This window comes from Streptomyces sp. ISL-98 (assembly GCF_018614055.1).
Lineage (GTDB): Bacteria > Actinomycetota > Actinomycetes > Streptomycetales > Streptomycetaceae > Streptomyces > Streptomyces spiramyceticus.
This window is the reverse complement of record NZ_JAGGPB010000019.1, coordinates 180168-195873: the sequence shown is the minus strand read 5'-3', so window position 1 is coordinate 195873 and position 15706 is coordinate 180168. Positions and strand designations below refer to the sequence as shown.

The window sequence follows — 15706 nt, the reverse complement described above, 5'->3', positions numbered from 1 at the left end:
GCTGCTGCTTGTGGTGCGCTGGGCGGTCGTTGGCCGTGGACTCGCCGGCACCCCGAACGACCCTTTTGCTTTCCAGAAGTTCGCGGGTGCATACACGCGCCGCGCAACCCTACCGCCACCCGGTCGCCCCCACGCCAGTAGGCTCCCCTTCTGCGGACGGAACTTCTCGCCACGGGGGCGTCGACAGGAACTTCTTCGTCCGGCAAGGGAATTGGTGAGCTGTGAGCCAGATCGTCGTCAAACGCCTGCCACGGGCCTTGCCCCTCGAAGTGCCTGGTGGACAGGTGCAGTTGCAGCCGCCGCCCGAGCTGCCGCGCGGCCAGCAGGAGGGCGCGCTCATGCAACTCCTGCCCATGCTCGGCATGGGGGGTTCCGTCGTCTTCTTCTTCATGACCCCGAATCCGATCATGCGGATCATGGGCATGGTGATGATCGCGTCGACGGTCGCCATGGCGATCGCGATGCTGGTGCGCTACCGGCGAGGCACCCAGGGGCAGCTTGCCGATATGCGGCGCGACTACCTCAAATACTTGACGCAGACCAGGCGCGCGGTGCTGAGAACCGCGCGTCTCCAGCGGGACGCGCAGTTCTATCTCCACCCGGACGCCGAGCAGTTGTGGGCGCTGGTCGCCGAGGGCAGCCGGGTCTGGGAGCGACGCAGCGGCGACGCCGATTTCGGGCAGGTGCGCATCGGCCTGGGCAGCCAGCAGCTCGCCACGCCGCTCATCGCCCCCGAGACGGCGCCCGTGGACGAGCTGGAGCCCCTCACCGCGGGGGCGCTGCAGCAGTTCCTGGCGACGCACGGCACTCTGGACGGCCTGCCCATGGCCGTCTCGCTGCGCGCCTTCTACCACCTGACGGTCAGCGGCGAGGAGCGGTCCGTGCGCTCCACGGCCCGCGCGATGGTCGGTTCGCTCGCGTCGTTGCACTCTCCAGAGGACCTGGTGATCGCGGTCGCCACCAGTCGCGACGCCGCATCGCAGTGGGAGTGGGCGAAGTGGCTTCCGCATGCCCAGGTTCCGGGCAGCAATGACGGTGCGGGCACCCGGCGGCTGATCACCAACGGCGTACGGGAGCTGGAGGAGATGCTTGCAGAGCGCCTTGAGGGCCGTCCGCGGTTCCAGCCCGGCGGACATCCGCTGCTCGAACAGCCGCACATTGTCGTCGTGCTCGACGGAGAGTCGGTCTCTCCGGGGTCGGCGCTCGCCGCGGCCGAGGGGCTGCAGGGCGTGACCGTCATCGAGGTCGTAACCGGCGAGGTCGCCGGGGAGCGCGGTGGGCTGTCTGTGGTCGTGCATCCCGAATCGCTGCGGCTGGAGTCGGGGCACGGCCTGGTCTACGACGGGGTGCCCGATCGGCTGAGTCCCGAAGCAGCCGAGGCGCTTGCCCGCCAGCTCGCTCCGCTGCGCGTGGTCTCGGGCGGGGACGACGACGAGCCGTTGCTTGCCAATCTCGACTTCACCGACCTGCTGAACCTGGGAGACGCGTCCTCCGTCGACGTCAGCCGCACCTGGCGGCCACGCTCACAGGCGGACCGGCTGCGCGTACCGATCGGGATCGGAGAGGACGGCGCTCCGGTGATGCTGGACCTGAAGGAGGCGGCGCAGGAAGGCATGGGACCGCACGGCCTGTGCGTGGGGGCGACAGGTTCCGGCAAGTCCGAGCTGCTGCGCACGCTCGTACTGGGCCTCGCTGTCACGCATTCGTCGGAGACACTCAACTTTGTCCTCGCGGACTTCAAGGGCGGCGCCACCTTCGCCGGGATGTCGGACATGCCGCATGTCGCTGCGGTCATCACCAACCTCGCGGACGACCTGACACTGGTGGACCGCATGGGCGACTCCATCCGCGGTGAGCTCAACCGCCGCCAGGAGATGCTGCGCGACGCGGGCAACTACGCCAATATCCATGACTACGAGAAGGCGCGTGCGGCGGGTGCTCCGCTCCAGCCCATCCCGTCACTCGTTCTGGTCATCGACGAGTTCAGCGAACTCCTCACCGCCATGCCGGACTTCATCGAGATGTTCGTACAGATCGGTCGCATCGGTCGTTCGCTGGGCGTCCATCTGCTGCTGGCTTCACAGCGGTTGGAGGAGGGCCGACTGCGCGGTCTGGAGACGTATCTGTCGTACAGGATCGGCTTGCGGACGTTCTCCGAGGCAGAATCGCGTGCGGCGCTCGGCGTACCCGATGCGTACCAGCTGCCCAACGTCCCCGGATCGGGGTATCTGAAGTTCGGCACGGGCGAGATGGTGCGCTTCAAGGCGGCGTACGTCTCCGGGGCGTACCGCACGAGCCCGCAGCGGACCGCGGGAGCCGACGGGCCGCTTCCGGTGGACCGCAGGCCCGTGCGGTTCACGGCAGCTCCGGTGCCGGTGCGCTATGTCCAGCCGGACAGCCGGCTTCCCGTACCCGATGCCCGTACGCCCGAGGACGACGCACTGGCCGATACGGTGCTCGACGTCATCGTGCGTCGGCTCGAAGGCCAGGGCGCGGAAGCGCACCAGGTGTGGCTGCCTCCACTGGAGGACCCGCCGACGCTCGACGGGTTGCTGACCGGCCTCACGAGCGTACGGGGCCGCGGGCTGACTCAGCCCGGGTACGACGGCTCGGGTCGTCTCGTCGTACCACTGGGTGTGGTCGACAAGCCGTACGAACAGCGCCGTGACACTCTCTACCGCGACTTCTCCGGGGCAGCGGGTCATATGCAGATCGTCGGTGGCCCGCAGTCGGGCAAGTCGACCCTGCTGCGGACACTGATCGCGTCCTTCGCGCTGACTCACACACCACAGGAAGTGCAGTTCTACGGTCTCGACTTCGGCGGAGGCGGCCTGGCCTCGGTCGCCGGCCTGCCGCACGTCGGCGGGATCGCCTCGCGTCTCGACGCGGAGCAGGTACGGCGTACCGTCGCCGAGGTGTACGGCATCCTGTCGCGCCGCGAGGAGTACTTCCGCAGCGCGGGCATCGACTCCATCGCCACCTTCCGCCGACTGCGCATGGGCGGCAGAATCTCGATGACCGAACAGCCCTGGGGTGATGTGTTCCTGGTCATCGACGGCTGGGGCAATTTCCGGGCGGACTACGAGGGCCTGGAGCAGGTCGTCCAGGACATCGCCGCGCGCGGGCTCGGCTACGGCATCCATGTAGTCCTCACCGCCTCGCGCTCCATGGAGGTCCGCGCGAGCCTGAAGGACCACCTGATGAACCGGCTGGAGCTGCGGCTCGGCGACACCATGGACTCGGAGCTGGACCGCAAGGCCGCGGCCAATGTCCCGGCGGGCGTACCGGGACGCGGGCTGACTCCGGAGAAGCTCCACTTCATGGCGGCAGTGCCGAGGATCGATGGCATCGACTCCGACAGCGACCTGTCGGAAGCCACGGCCTCCATGACCCAGGAGATCAACCGTCACTGGCCCGCGCCGGGAGCTCCAGCGGTGCGGCTGCTGCCACGCGCGCTGCCGTTGGGCAGCCTTCCGGCGGGCTCGGCGGACCCGGAACGGGGAGTGGCCTTCGGCATCGACGAAAACAACCTCGAACCGGTCTTCGCCAACTTCGAACGCGACCCGTTCTTCCTGGTGTTCGGCGAGAGCGAATCGGGCAAGTCCAACCTGCTCCGGCTGCTCATCAAACAGCTGAGCGAGCGGTACGACGGCGACACCTGCAAGCTCTTCGTGATCGACAACCGGCGCACACTGCTGGACGCCACCCCGCCCACACACCTGGCGGAGTACGTCCCCATGTCCAACAACATGGACCACCACATGGACGCCCTGGCAGACCTGATGCAGCGCCGTACACCCGCGGCCGACGTCACAGCGCAGCAGCTTCGGGACCGCAGCTGGTGGCAAGGCCCCACGGTGTACGTGGTCGTGGACGACTACGACCTGGTGTCCACGTCGAGCGGCAACCCGCTGGCCAAGCTCACGGAGCTGCTGCCTTTCGCGCGCGACGTGGGCGTCCGGTTCATCATCGCGCGCAACACGGCCGGCGCGAGCAGAGCAGCGTACGAGCCCTTCATGCAGCGGATGGTGGAACTGGGCGCGCAGGGCGTGCTGCTGTCCGGCGACCCACAGGAAGGCGATGTCCTAGGCGGCGTACGGCCGCGGCCGATGCCACCGGGGCGGGGCCTCTTCATCACGCGCCGACGGGGCAATCCGCTGGTGCAGACGGGCCTCATGCCCGAGGTGCACCAGTCGTGACCGGATACGCCCTTAAGGCTCAAGTCGAAGACCACACCTGCAAGTAGACAGAACGAGTTGTTAGGTTGACACGCAACGTGAGCATCGAGACAGCTCACACGGGGGAAGGAACCCACGCATGGCATGGGACGAGTGGGAACAGCTGAAGACCGAGGCGGCCGAGAAACACTCCACACAGATGCGGCTCAATCAGCTTCCGGCCAGTGGTGGGGGCGGCGGGGGCCAGGGAGACCTTGTCGTCCGGGACGATGAGCTCGGCCGATTGGGCAACATGGCATACGAACTACGTGAAGGGCTACGCGTAGACGGCGATCACGCCCGCAAGAGCACCTTCGACGCCTCCATCGAGCTCATGAACGACGGCCTCGACACAGGTTCTGCCCTCACCGAGCTGCACGATGCCTGGAACAGCCAGCTGGGAACGCTCAAGGAAGCCTGCGCGCACATCTCCAACCACCTCGACTTCACGCGTGCTCAGCACGCCAAGGACGAAGTGAAGATCCAGACTGAGCTGCGCAACGCGACTGGTGCGCTTATGACCGTTTCGCGCATCCAGGACTACATCAAGTGACGGGGGCAATGGGATGGTGAGCGTCACACAATTGACCGATCTGCGCCTGGGGAAACTGAAGGCGGCTGTCACCGACTGGGAGCAGATGGTCGGCAAACTTCGCGCACTGGCCACCGGTGGGGGCGGGGGGATCAATGCCGCAGATCTCAAGGCGAAGGCGGAGGCCGCGGATTGGAGCGGCGCCAACGCTACGGTGACGAAGGGGTTCGTGGCCAAGACAGCATCGGAATTCAACGATGTCGTCACTGAGGCCCGCAGCGTCCATAAGATCCTGCAGGAGTCCCACGCAGCCTTCAAGAAGCACCAGGAAGAACTGAAGACCACCGTCGACAGGTGGGCCAAGAGGAACGTCTACATCAACGACAAGGGCGGCGCCGTCTCTGCCGCCCCGCCCGGTGCGGTGGCGGGAAACGCCAAGACCGAAGCACCCACCCAGGAGGACGTCGACGCGGCTGCGGCCGAGGTCGGCAGGATCTTGGAAGCCGCGAACGAAACCGACCGAATCACCGCCCGTGCGCTGCGCAAGCACGCCGCCAGCAAATACGACTTCGACGAGACTGGCTACCGGGGCCTCAAGGACGCCGACCGGCAGCAGGGCATCGAGGACGCCGACGCGCAGGTGAAGCTTGCCGCCAAGGGTGCCGACCTGACGGACGCGGAACTCAAGCGATTCAATGAAGTCGCCAAAAACCAGCGCGACAACCCCGCCTACGCCGAGCGCTTCGCGACCAAGCTCGGCCCCGAAGGAACCCTCCAGTTCTGGCGCAGCCTGGCCGACCCGGGCCGTGGCGACACCCCGACAGGGGAACGGGCGAAGATCCTCGCCAAGGTGCAGGACAACCTGAGCCTCACCCTGGCCACCGCCACCCACGTCGACACCCCCGCCATGCGGGAGTGGAAGGACGGCATCATCGCGGCGGGTGACGACCGGATCAAGCACCCCGGAATCATGAGCGCCCCGCACGGCTTCCAGGTCATGAGCAGCCTGATGGGCAAGGGGAAGTTCGAGTCCGGCTTCCTCACGTCGTACGGCAAGGAAATGGTGGAGTTCGAGCGCGGCAACAGCAAACTGGGCGCCGACTGGCTCTGGGACGGCCCCGGTAACCCCGCGCAGCTCAACTACCCGCCCGGCTCCGCCAAACCGGGCAACGACCCGGTAGCCGGCTTCATGGAAGCGCTCGGCCACAACCCGGAAGCCTCCCTGAAATTCTTCAACGATTCGACCGGCCGCGGGGGCAAGGACGACCTCGACACCCTCAGCAACTGGGACTACCTGGTCGACAAGGAGAACGAGAACGCCCGTGAGTGGCCGACCGACGACGACGGCAAGACGACGGGCTACAAGAACCTCGGCCATGCGCTGGAGTCGGCGACGCTGGGATACGCGTACGACGACCAGAACCCGAGTATTCCGCCGTTGGACACCGACGAGCAGAAGGCTGCTCGGGACGACCGGACCGCGCTCATGCAGCGGGTCGTGGACAACTACAAGAACGCCGATGTCATCGACGGGCAGCCCGGGATCCGCGACAGCCTGACGAACATGGCGGCCGGGCATGTGGACAGTCTCAACTACTCCATGGCCAACTTCGGCGGCTCGGGGGAACAAGCGGGCAGGGACGGCATGTTCGACGCCAAGGGCAACCACCTCAGAGACTTCGGCCAGACGGACGGGGCCAACTTCCTGCGGGCCTTGGCCTCCGACGAAGACTCCTACAAGACTCTCTCCGCGGCCCAGCAGGTATACGGGGCCAGTGCGATGGGCGCGCAGGGAGACGACCTTCAGGATGCACTACGCGTCGGCCGGCACAGCGTCCTGATGCACGGGCTGATGGACGAGGCTCGATTCGAAAGCATCGGCAAGGAATTCGGCGACGAGAAAGACGAACGGAACAAGGAGCTGGAAAAGCAGGCCGAATGGCGTAAGGCAGCCGTCGGAGCCGTAGTCGGCACCGCCGTCGGTGCGGGAACGGCGCTGATCGTCCCCGCTGGTGCCGCCATGGCCATCGCCGTCCCCTTGGCCATGGAGAACGTCGGGGGCGCCGCAAACGCCCAGTTCGCAACGGAGACAATCGACTGGCTCAAGGAGCGCGAGTTCGACAACTCCAATGAATCTATCGAGAGCATCGGAAAAGCCAAGGAAGTAGGCCAGCACAACGCCATGACCCCTCTATTGAATTACGCAGATGCGCACGGGATGGATTCCGATGCTGTATGGGATCTGGCAGAGAAGGCCAGCGTGAGGTACGGCGTAGGTGCGGGCGTCACCGACACTGAGGACAGCAAGTGATGAAGTGGCTGATAAGCAAGAACGTTGCCACCGTCACTGTACTGACAACACTCCTATCGGTCAGTGCGTGCAGCTCCGAGCGCGACGGGGACAAACCGGGTGCTGGCGCCGCTGAGGAGTCGGCCTGTTCAGAAGTCCTCGGGGTGGCGGGAATGGACTGGCTGAGGGATGGCGCCGGAGCAGGCAAGCTCCGCATGAAGAGCGACAACGACCTCAAGCAGGCCCGGGAGATTTTTTACGAGCTGCAGGACTGGGAGCCCAAGGACAGCGCAGATCCCTTTGACTCAATCCTTTTCTCGGGAGCTTACGTATGCGGCGTCAGCAAAGAGGGAGGAGGCTTCGGAGAGAATTTCACCGTTCGTTACGAACACTCGGTGTTCCCATTTGACAGAATTTCCGCCGGCGAGGGAGGGACCAGGACTCCGGTCAATTCCGATGTGACGCTCACTCTCCGGAAGGGCGATGACGGCATCCCTTCGTACTACGTCTACTTCAAGTGTGCGATTCCCGGGGCGCGAAAAGAGCAGAAGGAACGAGTGCCGGTCCTGGCAACCATGAGGGACGCGCTGACGGGTGACGGTAGAGTTCGAGTCCATTTTCAGCACCTCCTGCACTCCGCCAAAGTGATGGCAAAGAGCCTGGACTGCCAGAACAAGCCCGTCATCCCGACCGAGCCGCCCGCCGCAGTCAAGTAGCTCGACCTGGGCACTCCCCGCTGGCGGAAACCCAGTTGCCGGAAGCAACGAGACCCCCGTCGGCCAAGAGCCGGCGGGGGTCCGGCGCGACGCTACGTCAGCCGCTACACGCTGAGCGGAATTTCCACCACGCCGCCGTCACCATCGAGGTACTGGGTACCGCACCCCGCCGAAATCTTCGCCGAGCCGCTGACCAGCGCGAGTGCTTCTACCGGCTGGCCACACCCTCAGACGAGGTGGTCGAGGTCGCCGCGTTTGGCGGCCTCGACCAGGCTGCGGAGGTTCTCGTGGGTCGTGGTGATCAGCTCGTCCGGGCGGGCCGTTTCGCGTAGGACAGGGGTACCTTCGGGGGTGTGGCCTATCTGGAGGCAGGCGTTGCCGCCGTCGCCGCCGCAGAGCGGGGCCTGCCAGTGGATTTCGGTCATTGCCCAGCCTCTCAGTGTTGCTGCGCGATGGTGTGGATGAGCGTTCGGGAGTCCCCGGCGGAGAGGCTCGTGGCGGCCATCCTGTCGATCAGGCTGCGATAGTTCCTCAGCTGCATCTCGGAGTCGAGGAAGACCGAGCCGTGGAAGCTGTCGAGCTGCACGGTGTCGAGTTGAGGCACAGGGCCGTCGGCGTAGAAGATCGGCTGCCCCGGACCCGCGAAGCCTTCGGCGCCGAAGGGGATCACCCTCACTGTGATGTGTGGGAGTTCGCTGACCGCCAGGATGTGGTCGAGTTGCGCTCGAGCGACTCTGGAGCCGCCGAACTGCATGCGCAGCGCTGCCTCGTGGATGATCGCTGTGTACGGCGCCGGGTCGGTGCGCTCCAAGAGGACGTCCTGGCGTTGGATTCGGTGCGCCGCGCGGAGCTCGACCTCCTTGGAGGGGAGTGCGACGAGGGTCTTCTCGAAGACGGCTCGGGCGTGGTCGCCCGTCTGGAGGAGCCCGGGGATGTGCACCATGAGGAAGGCCGTCATCCGCCGGGCGTGGTACTCGAGTTCGGCCACATCGAGGAAGGGTGCAGGGAGTCGCCCGCGGTACGCCTCCCACCAGCCGGTGGCCCGTTCGCTCGCCACCTCGGCGAGGGCGTCGACCAGGTCAGGGTCTGGGCACTCGTAATTGCAGGCGAGAGTGCGCACGCGCTCCGGACTGATGCCGAAACGGCCGGACTCGATGTTGGGGACGCGTGTCCGGTTGACCCCGAGCAGGGCGCCGGCCTCCTGGGTGGAAACCCCTGCTGCCTCACGCAACTTGCGCAGCTCGGTGCCGAGGCGCTGTTGGCGCACGGTCGGGGTGATTCTGGGCGGCATACTTCCCCCTTTCCAACATCACGCACAGTCTGCCGTCAGGGTGACAGAAGGTCCATAGCGTAGAACGGTTCTACCGAACAGGTAGAACCGTTCCCTGAAGACCGCTACATTCTGTAGTGCTCGGCTCACACGCGGCAGTGCCGGAAGTCCACCGCGCGAGCATGCCTGCCCATCCCTGGGGACAGGTGTGCCCGCGCCCAGGGAGGCAAGTCACCGACGACCGCTTGCGTACGAACACTCCAATCCCTCACAGCGAAACAGGAGTTATCGCGCATGAGCATCACACTATGCCCGACGGCATCGGCTGAGCTGGTGCCGGTCGGGCCGTCCATCGACAACCTCTCCTATTCCTTCGGTCTGCCCGGCGGCGCGTACTGCGTCGGGCTGGCGAGGGTCGCCGTACGGCAGCTGCTTCAGGAGCGCGGCCTTGGCGCCATGGCTCCGCTCGCAGAGTTGGTGGTATCCGAACTGCTCGGCTGCGCCTACCGGTTCACGCCGGACAGTGATGTCAGCCTGTCCCTGCGATGTCGATACGAAGTCCTCAGAGCCACAGTCTTCGATCAGCATCCGGCGCATGAGCCTCAGACCGGGGCTGCGTGCCGGGAGCGGCGGATCGGATCCCTGCCCCTGCTTGCCACCCTGATGGATGCCTGCGGCGGGGACTTCGGCGTCGCGGACGCCGAGCCGCCGCTCACCGGCGTCAAGTCATGGGCCATGATCCCGATGGAAGGGGCGTACCGCTATGCACTCCTCTGAAGCAGAGGTGGTTCTGGAAGCGTTGCGGCAGGAACTGGATCGGCTCGGGATCCTGCTGCCCTCCCTCCGCGTCGAGCAGGTCTGCACTGGAGCCGAAATCGTTCATCTTGGCGGCGCACGGCTGGAAGTTGTCCGGCAGCTCGCGGATGCGTTGCGCGCTGGGGCGGGTGGTCAGCTTCCGTGATGCTTGGCGGACTGTCCTCATGCACGAGCGGGCGCAGTGCAGCAGCGCCGGCTCCAGCAGGACGGTTCGTTCGGCCTGCTCCAGTGAATCACTTGCGTCCTGGAGCTGGTTGAGGTCCAAAGTGGCCGTCGGGTGGGCGAGTTCCGCATAGGGGAGCAGCGTCCACCAGTCGTATTCGAGCCGAGTGAACGCAGTTACTGCAATGGAGAGCGGGCGATCAACAAGCTGAACAGCTCCGAGCCGTCGCTACCCGCTACAACAAACGTGGATAACTCGTGATCGAAGAGTCACTTAGTCCGCCTCGAAGGCGGAGGGCGCTGGGAATTCGACATCGGTGCAGCCGCGGCGCTCGGTGATGCCTTCGACGTACGCCCGGAAGAGGGCAGGCAACCGGTCGAGCACGACGTCGTCGTAGGTGTAGCTGACGGTGAGGGTGTGGACCGCAGGCCGCCCGTCACAGGCGGACGAGGCCCACCAGACGCCGGGACCCGCCCCGCCCCCGGCGGTGCCCGCTTTGACGTACTCGTAGTCGTCGAGGCCCTCGAAGGCGACCGACTCGGTCTCAGCACCAAAGAACGAGGCCGTTCTCATCCACCAGGGCGAGTGCGTGAGCGCCCTGTCCGCGTACTCCCGCTGGGATCCGCTCAAGTGCGGCGCGATCTCGCGCACGCTGGTAGGGCTGGCTGCCAGCAGGCAGGTCTCCGTCGTACTCATGGCTCCGGTGGGTGCCTCCAGCATGCGGTCCGGCAGCCGGCCGCGCCGGGATTCGTCAAGGTGTCTGCCGTACCAGGCGCAGGAGGCGTTCGCGGCCTTCGGAGCGCGGAGTTCTCGCTCGGGTGTCTTCAATTGCATTGGAATTCGCGAGAGTTGAGAGTCACATTTCAGCCTGCTGGCGGCCTGCGCCGCGGAACCGCGAGCCAGCTCGGCGAGAATTCTGCGGTCCTCGTCCGATACGTCGTCGTAATCGGCCCTGGCCGTAACCTGCAAGGAAGCGGGATTCCCGGATGCGCAGTCGGCCCGGACCGTTACGGAATCGTCGCTGTAATGGCCGAGTGCCCCGTCGCCCAAGGGACGGGGCTCGGCGTGGTCGGCCCGGCGGGTCACGTCGTCGGGGCGGAATTCCCGGTCTTCACGGTGGCCGAACGGTTCGAGCCATGTCTCGTCACCCACTACGTTCATGGGCGCGTCGTCGGCGGAGGTACGGACGATGAGTGAGAAGAGACCATCGGACTTGCCCGGCCCTGGCACCCGGTAGATCTGACACGAGCCCGGCAGCGCATCGAGCCGGAGCTCGTCGTTGTCACCACTTCCCGGACTGGCCCTGACGACCCCGCCCCGCAGGTCCATCGCCGCCTCGGCGTCCACGATCCCGGCACAGGCCTCGGCAACCTGGTCCTCGCTCGTGGCCCTGTCCCGCACATCCGTGTAGGTGAGCCAGTACGCCCACAGGCTCGCCCCGATCCCGAGCGCCGCGGCGATGCAGAGCAGCTTGTTGCGCCTGTCGCGCCAGGGCCCGGGCGGCAACCGGGGCAGCCATCGCGGCCGCCGCACCGGCGGCACGCCTTCGGGCAGCCGCGTGCCCGCCCTGTCCTCACCATGGTGGCTCATGCAACCCCCGTGCGCCCTTCATGCCCCGCTAACAGTTCCAGAAGCTATCAGCCGCCCCACACACCACGTCAGCCCCGCCAACCACATGGATAGTGCTGCGGGTCCCCCGGTTCCCGGCCGGTCAGCCGACCGCGGTGCCTCGGGAGCCCCTGTGGCGTGCTGGTGAGCGCGAGACCGTGCAGTCGACGTAGGGGGCTGGCGATTCATGGGCACAAGGGTGGGCATCTCCCGTGCATGCCCACCCTGTCTCGTATCGCCCTCCGCCTACATGAAGTTGGCAGCGGCCCTCTTGTCTCCCGCCTGGTACGCGGGGGCCGCGTCCTGGACCGCTCGCGAGATCTGCAGGAGCGAGGTGTGGATAGCCCTGGCCTCCTTGTCCCATTCGGCCTGGGCGGCGTTGTACGCCTCCCTGGCCTCGCCGGCCCAGAGCTCGGACACCTCAGCGATCTTCGCCTTGATCGCTCCGAGGCTCTGGTCGAGCTTGTCTGCCTGGCTCTTGATGTCCCCCGCCGCGCTGTCGAGTGCGGCGTACGTGACGATCATCGTGCCGTCGTTCTGTGCCATGAGTCCTCCAACTACTTGTTATGTGCGGCGTGATGCCGGATGCGAGGTACTGGCGCCACGTGTGTCAGTACTTGCTGAGGTTCGAAGATGCCCTCTCCGCACCGGAGTCGCCCGCGTAACCTTCGGCCACGTCGATGCCCTTCAGGGCCGCCTCGACCTCGTCCTCTGTGGTCCCGGAGATGGTGCGGGCGGCCGCGATCGCTTCCTGGAACTTCAGCAGCAGCTTGCCGATCCGCACCATGTTGTTGTTGATCTGCGTCTGCTTCACGTTGAACGCGCCGGCGCCGATGCCCTGCCACTGGCCTTCAAGGCTGTCAATCGTTGCCTGGAGCCTTTGCAGTTGACCCTTGACGCTGTCGAAATTGGTGGACAGTTCGCCTTGCAACTTGCCAAGGGAAACGCCATTTACCTTCTGGACTGCCATGCGGTGGTATTCCTCTCTAGGGGGTACTCGGTGGGCCTGCTGTCCCACCGGTCACCGGACGGTGACAAGTACGGGCGCGCGGGCGGGTCAGCTGTTTCGGCGCTTGCGGGCTACGGCGAAGGCGCCGCCCGCGATGATCGCCGCAGCTGCTGCCGCGCCGATGATCAGGCCCAACTGGCCGTCGTCCTCGGCCTTCTCACTGGACCCTGCCACGACGGCGTCGCCACCGGGCTTGGCCTTCCGGGCCTGTGACGAAGCCGGTGCAGAGGGTTTGGGTGAGCGTGAAGGGATGGGCATCACTTCGTCGGCGAAAAGCTTGGCGTCGGGCGCGCCGGGGTTGCCCTTGCCATCAATGATGACCTTGCGCGGGCGGATCAGTCCGTGTCCGAGGTAAGTGCTGCGGGTGCCCGTCTCCCAGCTGCGACCGGCGGTGTCGAACAGAACACGGAGTACCTGGTTCGCCGTCCAGTCCGGGTGTGCGGACCAGATTAGGGCGGCAGAGGCTGAGGCGATGGCGGTGGCGGCTGTGGAACCGCCGCCATCGTCGCAATAGCTCTGGAACTTCGCGTCGCACCAGCGTGGGATATCGACTCCTGGAGCGGCAAGATCCACGAATTTCCCGTGTTGAGAGTATTCGGTCGCACGGCCATCTCGACGACTCGGAGCGACACCGACGACTTCTGGGAACCGGGCCGGGTATTGCGCCTTGTTCCCCTTCTTGGCTGTGTCACCCACGCCCGCGATCAGCAGCTTGCCTTTGCGCACCGCATATTCCAACGCCGAGTGCTGCGCGAACATGTCCAAGCCGATGGCGTGTTCGTTCCCGACCGAAATATTGATGATCTGGGCGTCGCTGTCCGCCGCAGCCTTGATGGCACGGGCCAGGGGGTCGTTGATTTGCGGTACCGCATCGTGCTTAAGGAGCGGGATCCGCACAGGGATGATCTTCGCACCAGGTGCCAGACCTCGCAGGCCACCGCCATTCCCCGTACCGGCAATCAACTCCGCCGTGGTGGTCCCTTGGCCGTCGTAGTCGTCTGTCGATCCACCCGCCGCTTCCTCAGTGGCGTTCACGCCCTTTAGGACCTGGCCCTTCAGCGAAGGGGTGGAGGGATTGACGCCGGAATCGATGACAGCGACCTTGATGCCTTCGCCGGTGGTGGTCTTCCACATCTCCTCGGCGCGCATTCCTTCCAGGTACCACTGCTTCGTCTGCGCATCCGCAGCAAGGGCAGCCGGGGCCAAGCCGACGATGCCCACGCTCCAAGCGCCGACCGCAGCCAACGTGCAGACCAGTCCTCGCCGCAAAGAGCGAGGTGACCTCCCGTTCCTGGCCTGGCTCATTCGTGCCGTCATCCTGACTTCCGAACCTTCCGTGCTCATTCGATCACCGGCGGCACGGTGCCACGCCGACGGGCGGCCCATGTCTCTTCGTCTTCCGTGAGGTAGTCAGGACGCGATGATCTGGTGCGCTCCTGTTCCTCGTTCTCGGTCTGCCTTTGGCCCGCGGGGCCACGCACAAGGCCGGCGCCCCCCTGGCTGAAGCCGCCGACACCGGGTCGTGACCCTGGGGCGCTGCCGCGAGGCGTGCCGACGACTCCGTTCGAGCTGGCCGTGCCGCGCCCGCCCGGCCCGGATGCGCCGTTCGCGGGGTGCGCTCCAATGACACCCTGCTGACCGGCCCTTCCTGCGGTACGTCCCGACGCTGTCGCCTCACCTCCGATGACGGTTCCGCGCGGAAGTCGAGGTGAGGATGAGCCTGCGGCGGCTCGCTGCGGGTTGCCGCCCACTATGCCGCTCCCACTGCCCGCCGCTCGGGGTGCGGCCGAACCACCCGTGCCCGCACGGCCAGCCATGGGCTGGCCTGCCGCACCGGATCGACCGGCTGCGGGAGTGTGGCCTGCGGAGCCGACCGGACCTGCTGCGCCAACGCGACCAATCGCTGCCGGACCACTGCTGACAGCCCCCGGCCGCGCTGCTCCTCCTGCACGTGCGGCTGCTGCAGAGCCGCCCTCAGCCGCCCCCAGCCGCCCCACTGTCCCAGCGTTCTGCCCCGCTGCCCTCGGCCTGCCGCTCGCACCGGCCGCGCGCGCTGCGCCGCCTTTCACAGGGTTCACAAAGCCGCCCGCCATGATGGGAGGAGTCGTCCCTGCGGGGCTTGTTGTTCCCGTGGCGGAGGAAACCGGCGGCGTGCTGAGGCTGGTGGTAGGCGCTGGCGGCGCGGCGACACTGTCGATCTCCATCGACGGGCTCCGATCCGGAACGGGCGTGACCGCGCCGGGCGCTACCGTGCCGATGGCTTCAGCCCTGGCCGTGCCGCCCGTGCCGCTGGAATCCGCGTGGTTCGACACCGGCACCGACTGCGGCGCGGTAACGCCGGTCAAGTCGGGGCTCGCCGGAGTGGAACCAGAGGTCGGTCCGGGACCGGCCGACCCGCTCGGCGGGGGCACACTCGTCTTCAGCGTCCTACGGAACTTCGGCGGTTCCTGCGTCTCCAGCGTCTGTGCGGAGACCGCGTAGAACGATGCCAGGCGGTTCATCTGGTTGATGGCCTCCTGGCGGTCCTTCTCCACCTTCACGGCCGCGTCGTAATCCGGATTGCCCTCGATACGGGCCGGAGCCTCAATGTCCTCGACGCTCTTCTTGGCCAGCCGGCCATCGCGCGGAGGCATGGACTTGTGAACGGACGCCAGCCCCGTACCCGCGACCGTGATCTGTGTCCCGGCGGCGTCCGCGAACGTACCCAGACTCCTGGCGTGCTCGGCGAGCTCGCTGCCGAATGAACGGAACTCGTTGCCGGACTCACCCTTCCACTCGACCTTGTCGATGTAGTCCTGGAGTTCCCGCGCGGCATCTTTGAGCGCGTCTCTGGCCTTCCAGAGAGCGGTGCCAGCGCTCTCCATGTCCGCCGGGTTGGCGGTTTCCACCAGGTCGATCATCGCGTTGAGCTCGTGGGCCTCGAAGCTGGTCCTGGCGAAGAGCCCTGGACCGCGGCCACCGAATCCGAGGATGTCCATCATCGACGTGACCTGCTGATGGGCATCAGTCACGCCTAGCTGGGATCGGACCCGTACCTGGTCCTGCTCGTGTTGCGCCTTGGGCGGGAGTTCCGGAGGGCTCGTTT

13 protein-coding genes are annotated in these 15706 nt (G+C 66.4%); 6 read left to right on the top strand and 7 right to left on the bottom strand.

Going from position 1 to position 15706, the window contains the following annotated elements; all coding sequences use genetic code 11:
* The first annotated feature begins 221 nt into the window (after positions 1–221).
* From eccCa to J7I98_RS13855, 4 genes are all read left to right on the top strand, one after another.
* Positions 222–4199 carry a type VII secretion protein EccCa gene (gene eccCa, locus J7I98_RS13870; RefSeq protein ID WP_214920960.1) on the top strand — a complete coding sequence of 1326 codons (3978 nt, stop codon included), beginning with the start codon at positions 222–224 and terminating at the stop codon, positions 4197–4199.
* A 118-nt stretch (positions 4200–4317) separates the two neighbouring features.
* On the top strand, positions 4318–4770 hold the full coding sequence (locus J7I98_RS13865) for a hypothetical protein (protein WP_214920959.1): 453 nt from the start codon (positions 4318–4320) through the stop codon (positions 4768–4770).
* Positions 4771–4801: 31 nt separating this feature from the next.
* Positions 4802–7060: a DUF6571 family protein gene (locus J7I98_RS13860; RefSeq protein WP_214920958.1), complete on the top strand. Its 2259-nt coding sequence runs from the start codon at positions 4802–4804 to the stop codon at positions 7058–7060.
* Complete coding sequence (locus J7I98_RS13855; RefSeq protein WP_214920957.1) at positions 7060–7755, top strand: hypothetical protein; 696 nt, start codon at positions 7060–7062, stop codon at positions 7753–7755. Before J7I98_RS13860 ends, J7I98_RS13855 begins: the two co-directional genes overlap by 1 nt.
* Before the next feature lie 227 nt (positions 7756–7982).
* On the opposite strand, the gene J7I98_RS13850 is transcribed toward J7I98_RS13855, so the two are convergent.
* The gene (locus J7I98_RS13850) at positions 7983–8180 is read right to left on the bottom strand and encodes a hypothetical protein (RefSeq protein ID WP_214920956.1); all 198 of its coding nucleotides are present in this window, start codon (positions 8178–8180) and stop codon (positions 7983–7985) included.
* 11 nt (positions 8181–8191) lie between these two features.
* Positions 8192–9046 carry a helix-turn-helix transcriptional regulator gene (locus tag J7I98_RS13845; protein ID WP_214920955.1) on the bottom strand — a complete coding sequence of 285 codons (855 nt, stop codon included), beginning with the start codon at positions 9044–9046 and terminating at the stop codon, positions 8192–8194.
* A 273-nt stretch (positions 9047–9319) separates the two neighbouring features.
* On the opposite strand from J7I98_RS13845, the gene J7I98_RS13840 reads away from it, so the two are divergent.
* Positions 9320–9802, top strand: a complete 483-nt coding sequence (locus J7I98_RS13840) for an ATP-binding protein (protein WP_214920954.1) — start codon at positions 9320–9322, stop codon at positions 9800–9802.
* Positions 9789–9986: a hypothetical protein gene (locus tag J7I98_RS13835; protein WP_214904212.1), complete on the top strand. Its 198-nt coding sequence runs from the start codon at positions 9789–9791 to the stop codon at positions 9984–9986. The genes J7I98_RS13840 and J7I98_RS13835 overlap by 14 nt, the downstream gene beginning before the upstream one ends.
* A gap of 291 nt (positions 9987–10277) precedes the next feature.
* Here the strand turns inward: J7I98_RS13835 and J7I98_RS13830 are convergent, their stop codons facing one another.
* The 5 genes from J7I98_RS13830 to J7I98_RS13810 all read right to left on the bottom strand — a co-directional run bounded on the left by J7I98_RS13830 (position 10278) and on the right by J7I98_RS13810 (position 15632).
* Complete coding sequence (locus J7I98_RS13830; RefSeq protein ID WP_251020572.1) at positions 10278–11594, bottom strand: hypothetical protein; 1317 nt, start codon at positions 11592–11594, stop codon at positions 10278–10280.
* 264 nt (positions 11595–11858) lie between these two features.
* Positions 11859–12158, bottom strand: coding sequence for a WXG100 family type VII secretion target (locus J7I98_RS13825; protein WP_214904209.1), 300 nt, complete (start codon positions 12156–12158; stop codon positions 11859–11861).
* A 64-nt stretch (positions 12159–12222) separates the two neighbouring features.
* A complete protein-coding gene (locus J7I98_RS13820; protein ID WP_214904206.1) occupies positions 12223–12582 on the bottom strand; it encodes a WXG100 family type VII secretion target in 360 nt (119 codons plus the stop codon).
* A gap of 87 nt (positions 12583–12669) precedes the next feature.
* Positions 12670–13938, bottom strand: a complete 1269-nt coding sequence (locus J7I98_RS13815) for a S8 family serine peptidase (RefSeq protein WP_214921100.1) — start codon at positions 13936–13938, stop codon at positions 12670–12672.
* Positions 13939–13961: 23 nt separating this feature from the next.
* Positions 13962–15632, bottom strand: coding sequence for a hypothetical protein (locus J7I98_RS13810; protein ID WP_308377746.1), 1671 nt, complete (start codon positions 15630–15632; stop codon positions 13962–13964).
* Between the last annotated feature and the right edge of the window lie 74 nt (positions 15633–15706).